Below are 10825 nucleotides of genomic sequence, written 5' to 3'. Positions count from 1 at the left end.
GATGCGCGCCGCTGAGCCTCGCGACATCGAGGCAACGTGGCGAAAGGTCGGCAAACTCCTCGATCTCTTCTCCAAGGAGGAGTGCCTCAACTACTTTAAAAACTCTGGATATGTTTCCGTATAAAAACAGCGTGCTCTAGCAGGGGTTCTGCGCTTGACGAGGAATTGCCGGGCGAAAAAACCCGGTCCTACATCACGGCGCCGCTTGGGCCTTGGTAGGTATCGCTCCGACCACGATGGCGGGAGTGGTGGGGCTGCTGCCAATACGCCATCAGCATCCGGCCCGAGGAATGGCCGGAAGACTTGCAGTCTGATGACAACACCGAGAACTGGCCATGGCATTACTCTCTGATCGAAATGCTGACCGCTGTTCTACCCGGCATGGCTGTGCAATCATAATCGCCCGTCCGCAATGTAGAGGACCGCGTTCATGATCACTCGCAGCCCGTAGGGCGGAATAGCGCAGCGTATTCCGCCAGTCCATGCGGGCGGGCGGCGCAATACGCTGCGCTATTGCGCCAGACGAATTCTGAACGCCTCGCTACGCTAAAAAAGCCAGGCCAATCAGCAAGCGTAGCCCGGATAAGCGCAGCGCAATCCGGGATTCTTCTTGGCGGACGGCCCCCCGGATTTCGCTTCGCTCATCCGGGCTACAGTGCGTAGCAACCATGCGGCCTCACACGGCCAGCCTACGGAGCGAGCACGTCCCTGGATCGATCAATTTTCACGGTTTCACCGATCTCGTAGTTCGGGGCGAGGTCCCAGTTGCGGAAGACCTTGCCGTCTGTCGCGTCAAACTGCATGAAAGGCTTGAACCGCCGGGTGATAGAACCCGCCCCGGGAATTGGACAATTGGCCACTCCGGCGAACTCGTGCAGCGTAGCCGAAGCTCCATTCTTCAGGTTGACCGATCCGGTTGGTTTAAGCTGATCCTTGCGAACGAATAACCCCGCATTCTCCGCGGCCTGGTTGCCGTCGACGGCCTGGGTACTCCAGAAGCCTATGCCGGACGTGCCGTCGAGGGCGCCGTTCTTTGCCGCCGTTATGACGCGAAGCAGAGCGCAGCCGGTGATCGGCTTGTCTGCGGCGAAAATGACTCGATGAAAAGCTGGAGCCTGCGCCGCCCGGCTGAGAACGTCGGTGCAGTCCAGCGAGCCAATGTCAATGGCGCGGCATTCGGCTTTATTCAGTGCCAGCGGCGTCGTCTCGGCGCGCACAAGCGTGACGTCGTCACGGTCCTGGTCAACGATGACGCGGTCGGACGACCTATCGTCGCGAACCCCGTATACGGCGACATAGTAGTTTTTCGGGAATTGCGTCGGCTGCTCATTGCCCGCGTAAATGCGCCGTACCTCGTCATCGCCGTACGTAGCAACGAAAACCTTGCCACCGGCGACCGTCGGCGGCGAAAACTTCGCGAACAATCCGAGCTGGTCACGTGCGGGCGTTTGCTCGCTGGTCCATAGGGTGCGCGCCGCGTCCTGTGCGTCCAGCGCGAGCAAGATACCCTTTACGCCGCGTTGCTGATTGGCGTCCCCGTCGAGGGGAACGACGGCCCATAGCACACCGGTGCCGGCCTTGGCGCCGTCGGCAGAGAGCGACAGCATGCCGCCGGGCATGCCGAGTGGCGGCCGATAGCCGCTCTGCTGCGGTCTATCGACGTTCTGCAATTGTCCGCCGCTGAACTCGTATGCCTTGAGCGGGCTGTTTTCGCCCCATACATAAATATGCCCGGTGTCCGGTCCTTGCCAAAACACCGGCGATCCGTGGATGTTGCCCCAGTGCTCGTGCACCCGCGGAAATGCGTTGACTTGCTGGACGACGTTCGGGTTGCGGCAATCGGCTGCCGCGGCGCCGCTCGAAAATTTTCCCATATTTTCCCGCGACAGAACATAGAGCACGCCTTCCTTGCCGCCGCCGACGATCCGTGCCGGTTCGCCGGGGATCAGTACCGGGCCGGCCGATCCCAAATCGAGATCCTTGCTGTTGAGGGCATCGATATTACAGGGCGTGAAGTAATCGGTCACGGTGAAGCCGTTTCCCTGCAGCTTCAATTTCACAAAGCTGTTGCCGAAATTCTGCTTGTCGGCATCGAAGCTGCCATTGCCCGTCATCAGGTAAATATTGCCTTCACTGTCCACGGCCGGCGCCTGCCCCGATTGCCATATGCCGCCATCCTGCCCGGCCGGTGTCGAACTCCATGATGCTCGCTTGACAAGGTTGGCCGCGTCAAAAGCGAACAATGCACCGCGATTTCCATCGCCGCCGAAGCCGATGTAGATAACGCCTCGATCCAGAAGCAGCCCGGCGCGCTGCTTGTGCAAGCATGGATTGAAGATGCTCTGCAACCGGCAGGGGTTTAAAGCATCCCTTGACGAAGGGCCTATCGCCACGGCCGGATGGCGCTGCGTACCATTCTTCAGATCCAGCGCGTGCAAGCGATATTGAAAACCGTTCGCTCCCTCGTCGTGCCATGCGACAACGTACAGGGTCGACCTGTCGTCACTGATAACCGGCGTGCTCAGGATTCCCCATTCCGGATCGTTGGTGCTCCACATGTCGATTTCTTTGCCGCCCGGCCGCGGCGGTCCGAGCCAGGTTGCCCAAAGCGGCACGGTGCGGCCGGCGGGGCCAGGTTTCTCCTGATCGGCGTCATAGACGTAGATCGTATTGTGCATTGTCGCGATCACCACGGCATTGAATGTTCCCTGCACCAGAGGAGCGTTCGGGTTGGCCGCCGTGTCGACGCGCAGGCCGGAGACGTAAAGCGGCTGCGCGACGACCTGCCCGTCAGCATACAAATTCCAGAGCTTGCCAAACTTCGGCCCGACTGTTTTCGCGTTCAGGACCGTCTCGCTTAAATTCGCGCCGGCACGGGATTTGTCGTTGTGCTGCATCAGCACGTCCTGCGCGTACGCGGCGCCAAACAGCCACAGCGATGCCGATAAACAGGCGAGGTAGCGTATACGATGCCTCATGTCGGACTCCTGCCGCTTGTGACCCGCACCCGCATTCAAAAGGGCTGGTGGTTGTATGCGTATTTCATGCTACCGAAAAATACCGCGGCCGTCTAATTCCGGGGCTGGCTTTCTGATACTGCCGGGCTATGGTGGCGCGCGAAAAGCGCTCGTAGCTCAGCTGGATAGAGCATCGGACTTCGAATCCGAGGGTCGGGAGTTCGAATCTCTCCGAGCGCGCCAGTTCGCATCCGGCTTTGGGTACATCACGCCAGAGTGCCCCCGGACCCAAGATACATTCAAGACACGAAGGATCACTGCACCGGGCCATTGGGTGCCTTCACGATGCAGCGGCGCCGCGCGCCTGTATCCGATTATCTCAGCTGCCTGCAAGGAAGCAGCGGCCGCCGTTACGCTCGGGTGAGAATGGGACCTCCTCGCTCTTGGGAAAAGAGCGCGGAGGTCCTCTAACACGTTGGTTTGCAAGGACAAAAATTTTGCATCCCTCGGCGGAGAGTATACGGTTGAGCGCGCTGCCAGGCCGCACAGAAATTATCCAGTGAACCCCGGCAGTTGTACTCATAAGGGATGGCACTCTGAGACATGCGTGCTCTTATATAGAGACCGCGCAACCCCCTCCGAAGAAGTTATGTCTTTGAAGTGATGATTAATTTCTTTTTTGGCAAAATCTCTGTTGCCGTTTAACTGCGAAGCACCAGGCCCTACGAGCTGCAAGAACCCGTACGTGCGATTTGCATCGCTCTCACGCCGGCTCGAAAGACGCAATCTTCTTGATCTGCGGCGCGAGTATGTCTTCGGCCGTTTCGAGATCGAAGCGCGCCTGAATGTTCATCCAGAACGCAGCGCCTGTCTTGAAGAACTTGCCGAGCCGCAGCGCGGTGTCCGCGGTAACGGGCTTTTCTTCACGCGCGATGCGTTCGATCCGGGTACGCGGCACATGCAGCGCGGCCGCGACCGCGTAGGGTGTCAGCTTAAGCGGAACGAGAAATTCTTCCCGCAAGATCTCGCCGGGGTGAATCGGCGGAAGTTTCTTTGCCATGTTCGAACCTCCTATTCGTTCGCTGGCCACATTCGGCCGTTCAGACTAGTGATAGTCGATTATCTCGACGTCTTCGGGACCCGGATCGGTCCATCTGAACACGATCCGCCATTGATCGTTGATGCGGATAGAGTGCCTACCCGCTAAATCGCCCTTAAGCGCTTCAAGGCGGTTGCCGGGAGGCGAGTTCAGGGCCTCAAGAAAGGCGGCGGAGTCCACCATAATCAGTTTTCGGCGAGCTACCTTGGCGAGATTCGCCGGGAAACCCTTCGGGACCATGCGGCCTTGCAGGATCGGCTCGGCAAATTTCCCCCTGAAGCTCTTGATCATGAGCACTACGTATCTCATTAAGATACGTAGTGCAAGACTTTCGTATCCTGATGAGATACTGCCCCACGATCCCGCATGTCGCTGCGCTCATGCGGACTACGCCGTACGAAGCAGCCGAAGAACAAGCCACTCAGTATCCGCAGGACCCGCAGCGCGGGCGCACGGCGACATAGTATTCGCGGGCCGGCGCGACCATTTCGACGCGCTGACGGGTCGCGTATTGAGGCGCGATCTGCTGGTACTGAACGCGTTCGGGAGCGACCATGACGGTCTGCGGCACCATGACGGTGCGATATTGAGCGGGCGTGCGATGGGCGACTACGGCTCCGGGCGCTACCATCACCGTTTCCTGAACCGCGCGATACTGCGGAGGCGCGACCTGGCGCTGATAGCAGGTGGGACAAGGCGGTGGCGTATAGCAACCGTAACATCCCGCGGACGCGGCGGTCGGAAGCGCCATGACTGTGACTGCCGAAGCGAGCAGTGCTGCGAATACGCGTGAGGTTGTCATTTCCGGTGGCCCTTCCATTGCGATCTCTCCGCATGAATAGTTCGGCCATTGCCGTCGTCAACGAAAGACGCGAATTTACCTTTATAGACATCACTAACAAAGTGTTCTGGATTGCCGTCCAAACACGCCGGCCGAGGCTATCAGACCCGGCTCGCCGTCAGCAGCGAGCACCTCGCCCGATCGGCGGTGATATTGACGAAGCCGACATGCATCCGCGCAAAAGTCTTGCGGCTTTTCTTTTTCACCGCGTCACGGATGGTCTGGCGGCGCTCGGTCACCGGGCTGCCGTCGGCGCGGCTGAACGAACAGAGCAGTTCGATGCCGCCGACCGCGTAGTCGTTGTCGTTGCGCAGCGTGAGCGTGATCAGGGCTTTCGAGCCCAGGCCGCCCCTTCGCCAGGACTGCGATGAAATTTTCAAGCCCTCGACCGGCGCCGCCTCCACGGGTGCGGCGGGCGCGGTAGCAAATTGCGGTGCGCTCAATGCGGGATCGAGTTGCGGCGTTGGCGCGGGCTCAATTGACGCGGTCGTGGCGAAATTCGACCTGCCCACGGTTTGGCCCTTGACCGGGCCGGCAGCGTCCTCGGACAGCATCTTCCACGCCCCCGCGGCAACGACAACGATGACTGAGAGCCAGATGAGCTTGTTCGTGAGCAGCTTCGCCGCCGGCCGCCCGGAAAACCCGGCGCCGACGAGGCCGGTCGATTCGATGCGAAAATGCCCAGCACCCATTTCCTTGCCCTCCACGAGGCGGCGAAATGAAAGGCTCGATTTCGCGGCGCAATAAAAAAACCGCGCGGGCATTAAACCGCACGGCTCCTGTACACGACTGCCGATTGCGCGGTTCGGCCGATTTCCATCAATTCATGAAACCGGAAATAGTTGCGCTCGAAGGCGGCAATATCGGAGAATGTGAGCGCCGATTGGCTGCGATGGCCTGATACCAGCACCGCAACACAGAACAACGGGGAAGAGCAAATGCCGATAGTCACCTGGGATCACATTCATCTCCGCAGCCCCGACCCCGAGGCGACGGCGGCGTGGCTGGAAGACATTCTCGGCGGCGAGATCATTCGCAGCCCCGGGCGGATCGACGTCAGGCTCGGCGGCGCCAATGTGTTCATCGCACCGGTCGCGGCGGGGGACGGCGTCAACGCACCGCCGGTGACGCCCTATCAGGGGCTGGATCATTTCGGGCTGACGGTGAAGGACATCGATGCGGTCGCCGCCGAAATCAAGGCCAAGGGGGTCGAGTTTACCCGGGAGCCGGAGACCATCCGGCCCGGCGTGCGCATCTGCTTCATCCGGGGGCCGCAGGGCATCTCGGTCGAACTGCTGGAGCGCGACAAGAAGTATGCGTGAGTTCAGGCGGCGCGGATCGTTTTTTACCTCTCCCCGCAGGGGAGAGGTCGAAGCCGGAGCGTAGCGCAGGCTCCGGGTGAGGGCTCTCCACAAACTCGGACTCGCGGACAAGCCCCTCACCCGGATCGCATCTGCGATGCGATCCGACCTCTCCCCTGCGGGGAGAGGTAAAAACGCGGGCGGAATTCGAACCCATGGCGCGCAGAACGACACCAACGGCCAACCTGGCGCGTTGACGCCGTGGCACCGGCTTTGGCAGAATGCGAACGGCGCTCCGCGACCCGGGACGGTCGCGTCGGGAATACGATGAAGAATGGGCTGTATTCGATTCACGTTGCGTTGCTCGACGGGCGTTCGGGCAAGGGCAGTGGCGTGATTCTGTTCCGGGACGGCAAAATCCTCGGCGGCGATGCCTATCTGTATTACACCGGCAGCTACTCGGTGAAGGGCGACACCTTCAAGGGCGAGGTGCTGGTGCAGCGTCATACCAGCAGCCCGGATGCGAACCCGTTGTTCGGAGGACCGGTCCCGGTCGGCATCGGCGTTTCCGGCACGTTCACCGATACGGCGGCGATCATGAACGGCACGGCTCTGGTTGGAAAGGCCAGCCAGATTTTCGGAGCGACGCTGCGAAAGCTGGCGGACAGCAATTAAGCCGGTCACCTCTCCCCGAAGGGGAGAGGTCGGATGGCATCGAAGATGACATCCGGGTGAGGGGATCTTGCACGCATTCGGACTCGTGGATAGACCCCTCACCCGAAGCCTACGCTTCGCTCCGGCTTCGACCTCTTCCCCGCGGGGAGCGGTAAGGAGTTATTCCGCGGCCTGCTCGATCGGCGCCACCCGCGGCAGGATGATTTGAATCTGCGTGCCGCCGCCCGGCTGCGAGTCCAGATCGAGCCGCCCGCCCAGCCGGTTGGTGACGATGCTGTAGACGATATGCAGGCCGAGGCCGGTGCCGCCTTGGTCGCGCCTTGTGGTGAAGAACGGATCGAACGCCCGCCGCCGGACGTCGAGGCTCATGCCGATTCCATTATCCGAAAACAGGATTTCGACATTGTCCTTGCCGGATTCCCGCACCTTGATGTCAACGGTGCCGGACCTGCCGTTCGGAAACGCGTGCGCGACCGAATTGAGGAACAGGTTGGTGAGCACCTGCCCGTAGGGCCCGGGATAGCTGTTCATGGTGAGATTGGGCTGACAATCGACGTTGAGGGTCAGGTTGTGCTTGCGCAGGCCCGGCCGCAGGCTCATGACCACCTGCTCGGTGAGATCGGCAAGATCGAAGGCGCGCTGGTCGGAATAGTTGCGGTCGGCCGCCACCTGCTTGAACGACTGGATCAACTCGGCGGCGCGGTTGAGATTGGCCACCAGTTGCGACGACGCGTCGCGGCTGGCCTCCAGGAAATCGGTCAGGCTGGACCGCTTGAGATTGCCGCGCGCAACTTCGGAGGTGAACAAAGCGGTCTTGCGCTCCAGCGACGACGCCACGGTCAGGCTGATTCCGACGGGATTGTTGACCTCGTGGGCGACGCCCGCCACCAGCCGTCCCAGCGCTGCGAGCTTCTCAGCCTCGATCAGCGAGTTCTGGGTTTCCCGCAAGTTTCGCAGCGCCGCTTCGGCGGCATCCTTGGCCTTGCGCATTTCCAGTTCGCCGCGCTTGCGCTCGCCGATGTCGAGCGCGACGGTGACGATGTTTTCGATGTCGCCCTTGGCGTCGAGCAGCGGAAGCTTGTTGACCAGCCATTGCCGCATGTGGCCGGATGAATCGATATATTCCTCTTCGTAGAAGCCGAGTTCCCGGCTTGCGGCCAGCACGCGCTTGTCGTTTTCGTCGGTTTTCTCCGCGCCATAGCGCGACATCAGGTCAGTGGTGGTGCGGCCGATGGCGTCCGAAGGTTCGATGCCGAAGATGCCGGCCATATAGCGGTTCATCAGGATATAGCGCAGCTCCTTGTCCTTGACATTGATCACCGCGGGCACGGTGTCGATCACCTCCTGCAGCAGCCGGCGGCCTTCGGCGATGGCGTCTTCTGCGCGTTTCTGGTCGGTGATGTCGCGCACCGTGCCCTCATAGCGGACCACCTGACCGGTTTCGTCACGCACCGAGGTCGCACTGTCGGAGAGCCAGAGAATGCCGCCGTCGCGCTGGCGCACCTGGTATTCAAACTCGCGGACCATGCCGTCGCGCTGCATGCGCGCCTGATATTCGGCGCGGACCTCAGGATCGACATAGACCGTGCGCGCAATATCGTTGACACCGTTGATCAGGTGCTCCGGCGTATCGTAGCCCATCATCCGCGCCAGCGCCGGATTGGCGTTGAGCAGGCGGCCGCCCGGGGTCGTTACGTAGATTCCATCGACCGAGCCCTCGAACAGCTTGCGATAGCTTTCCTCGGCCAGGCGCTGTTCGGCCAGAGCGCGGACCGCCGCCTCGCGCGCGGCGTCGGCATCGACCAGCGTGCGGCGGAACACTTCGGCGGCGCGCGCGATGTCGCCGATCTCGTTGTGCACGTCGGTGGCGGGAATCGAGGTATCTTTTTCACCGACAGCAAGCGAACGGATCGCCGTCGCGATAGTCCTGAGCGGCCGGACCGTCCTGCGCACCATGAACAGCGCCGCGAACAATCCGATCAGGACTCCGGCGGCGCCGAGCACGATGCTTTGCCATTTGTCGTCGGCCAGCGTGCGGGCGAGGTCGTTGGACAGCACCCGCCCCCGCTTCGCGCTGAGCTCGCGCAGCAACTCGGTTACGCGTCCGATCAGCCGGCCTTCGGTTCCGAGCACGTCCCTATCGAGGTCGGCGATCTGACGTTCCCGGGTTGAAAGCGAAATGATGGCCTCGGCATAGGCCTCGGCCGCGCTGCGAACTCGTGGCTCCGCGATGGTCAAGGTGCGCATGCTCTGGGCTGACTGCTCGGCGCTGGCCGGATCGTGCGCCAGCAGCGCCGCGGCGATCCGGCTTTGCGCGTTGAACAGGGCCGACGCCGTGGCTCTTTCCGAGGATTCTGCGACTGCCTTTTCAAATATCTCCCGCAGCGGCGGCAACGCCGCGATCAATTCGTCGCGGCGCGCGATCAGCGCGGTGACGCGCTCGATACCGCCGCGATAGGTCGACAGTCGCGCCGCGACGCCGTCGATCATGTCCCGCTGCTCGGGATCGAGCTCCAGCCGCGTCTTCTTCAACAGCACATTCAGCGCCGATGCGGCGTCCCAGACGCCGGTGGAATGCGCCTCCGGGTCGGTGACGTAATCGCGGGCGGCCAGCCGCAACTCGTTCATGCGCCGGTCGATCTCCTCGGCCAGATCGCCGACGCTTTGCAGCCGCTGCAGTTCGGCGAAGGTGGCATCGATATGGCGGATGGCGACGACGCTGGCGATGCTCGTCATCATGATCACCGCCAATACCAGCAGAAAGCTGCCAAAGGTCAGCTGACCAATCGAAAGCGAGAACGAGCGTATCCGTTGGGCAATCGCGGCAAATGGCATTGGTGATCGAGACCGGCTCCGAAGGCCGCAATATATCCCGGAATCGGCTCCGGGGGGAACACCTGACCCCTGTGTCAGTCCGCGGTTATGCCGGCTTCCTTAACCACTTTCGCCCACAGCGCGACGTCGGCCTTGATAATGTCGGCGAACTGCTTGAGCGGCGCGCTCTTGGGCTCGCATCCGGCGGTGTCGAGACGCTGCTGCACGTCCGGTGTGGCAAGCGCTTTGTCCAATGCTCGCTGATGCGATCAACGACCGGCTGTGGTGTGCCCGCCGGCACCACGACACCGAACCACGGCGTCACCTGGGCGTCGGCAAAGCCCTGCTGCGCCATGGTCGGCGCATCGGGGAAATATTTCGAGCGGCCATCGCTGATCGCGCCGATGATTCTGATCGCCCCGGTCTGCACCTGCGCCAGCGCCTGATTGGCCGACAGGAACGTCGAGGTGATCAGGCCGCTGGCGATATCCGGCACCATCTGCGGATAGCCGCGATAGCCTATTGCCGTGACATCGATGCCGGCGAGCCGCTTGAACAGCTCGAAGCCGAGATGCCCGGTGGAGCCTTTGCCCGGGTGGCTGTAGTTCAGCGTGCCGGGCTTCGCCTTAGCCAGCGCGACGTAGTCGGCCACACTCCACACCGGCAAGGAGACCGGCACGATGAAGAAATTCGGCGCCCGGCAGATCTGCCCGACCGGGATGAAATCGCGCACCGGCTCCCAGCGCAGTTTTGGATCGAGCGCAGGGCTCGCGGTGAAGAACGTCGTCACCAGCAGCCACGTGTAGCCGTCGGGCGCCGCGCGCGCGACTTCCTCGGCGGCGATCGAGCCGTTGGCGCCGGACTTGGATTCGACGACGATCGAGCCGTTCCACTGCGCCGCCATGTTCTGCGCGACGATGCGCGCGAACACGTCGGTGACGCTCCCCGGCGAATAGGGGATGACGATGCGGACGGGGCGGGAGGGGAAATTCTCTTGGGCGTGCGCGACACCAAATATCGCGAGACACATCAGCCATACTATCGCGGCGGCGATGTTGCGGCAGCTGAGAGAAAAAGAGGCGCGGCCACACATGACTCCGTCATCCTGAGGAGCCGCGCCCTTGCGCGGCGTCTCGAA

At 61.9% G+C, this 10825-nt stretch carries 10 protein-coding genes and 1 tRNA gene; 4 read left to right on the top strand and 7 right to left on the bottom strand.

Annotated features, from left to right (window positions below):
- Positions 1-689 precede the first annotated feature (689 nt).
- Positions 690-2978: a hypothetical protein gene (locus VGP39_RS28060; RefSeq protein ID WP_327571353.1), complete on the bottom strand. Its 2289-nt coding sequence runs from the start codon at positions 2976-2978 to the stop codon at positions 690-692.
- Positions 2979-3123: 145 nt separating this feature from the next.
- On the opposite strand from VGP39_RS28060, the gene VGP39_RS28055 reads away from it, so the two are divergent.
- A tRNA-Arg gene (locus VGP39_RS28055) sits at positions 3124-3200 on the top strand.
- Positions 3201-3720: 520 nt separating this feature from the next.
- On the opposite strand, the gene VGP39_RS28050 is transcribed toward VGP39_RS28055, so the two are convergent.
- The 4 genes from VGP39_RS28050 to VGP39_RS28035 all read right to left on the bottom strand — a co-directional run bounded on the left by VGP39_RS28050 (position 3721) and on the right by VGP39_RS28035 (position 5589).
- Positions 3721-4017: a HigA family addiction module antitoxin gene (locus VGP39_RS28050; RefSeq protein WP_327571352.1), complete on the bottom strand. Its 297-nt coding sequence runs from the start codon at positions 4015-4017 to the stop codon at positions 3721-3723.
- A 45-nt stretch (positions 4018-4062) separates the two neighbouring features.
- On the bottom strand, positions 4063-4347 hold the full coding sequence (locus VGP39_RS28045) for a type II toxin-antitoxin system RelE/ParE family toxin (RefSeq protein ID WP_327571351.1): 285 nt from the start codon (positions 4345-4347) through the stop codon (positions 4063-4065).
- Between the two features lie 130 nt (positions 4348-4477).
- Entirely contained in the window at positions 4478-4807 is a 330-nt protein-coding gene (locus VGP39_RS28040; RefSeq protein ID WP_414644830.1) for a hypothetical protein, read from the bottom strand.
- A 191-nt stretch (positions 4808-4998) separates the two neighbouring features.
- Complete coding sequence (locus VGP39_RS28035) at positions 4999-5589, bottom strand: hypothetical protein (protein ID WP_327571349.1); 591 nt, start codon at positions 5587-5589, stop codon at positions 4999-5001.
- Positions 5590-5615: 26 nt separating this feature from the next.
- On the opposite strand from VGP39_RS28035, the gene VGP39_RS28030 reads away from it, so the two are divergent.
- The 3 genes from VGP39_RS28030 (at position 5616) to VGP39_RS28020 (ending at position 6873) form a co-directional block, all read left to right on the top strand.
- The gene (locus VGP39_RS28030) at positions 5616-5798 is read left to right on the top strand and encodes a hypothetical protein (RefSeq protein ID WP_327571348.1); all 183 of its coding nucleotides are present in this window, start codon (positions 5616-5618) and stop codon (positions 5796-5798) included.
- Positions 5799-5835: 37 nt separating this feature from the next.
- Positions 5836-6219 carry a VOC family protein gene (locus VGP39_RS28025; protein WP_327571347.1) on the top strand — a complete coding sequence of 128 codons (384 nt, stop codon included), beginning with the start codon at positions 5836-5838 and terminating at the stop codon, positions 6217-6219.
- A 306-nt stretch (positions 6220-6525) separates the two neighbouring features.
- On the top strand, positions 6526-6873 hold the full coding sequence (locus VGP39_RS28020) for a GrlR family regulatory protein (RefSeq protein ID WP_327571346.1): 348 nt from the start codon (positions 6526-6528) through the stop codon (positions 6871-6873).
- 159 nt (positions 6874-7032) lie between these two features.
- Here VGP39_RS28020 and VGP39_RS28015 read toward each other — a convergent pair whose 3' ends face one another.
- Positions 7033-9708, bottom strand: a complete 2676-nt coding sequence (locus VGP39_RS28015; RefSeq protein WP_327571345.1) for a PAS domain S-box protein — start codon at positions 9706-9708, stop codon at positions 7033-7035.
- A gap of 85 nt (positions 9709-9793) precedes the next feature.
- Positions 9794-10780: a tripartite tricarboxylate transporter substrate binding protein gene (locus VGP39_RS28010; RefSeq protein WP_327571344.1), complete on the bottom strand. Its 987-nt coding sequence runs from the start codon at positions 10778-10780 to the stop codon at positions 9794-9796.
- Positions 10781-10825: the final 45 nt, after the last annotated feature.

It is taken from the genome of Bradyrhizobium sp. (assembly GCF_036009065.1).
Classification (GTDB): Bacteria; Pseudomonadota; Alphaproteobacteria; order Rhizobiales; family Xanthobacteraceae; genus Bradyrhizobium.
This window is presented reverse-complemented; position numbering and strand designations above follow the sequence as displayed.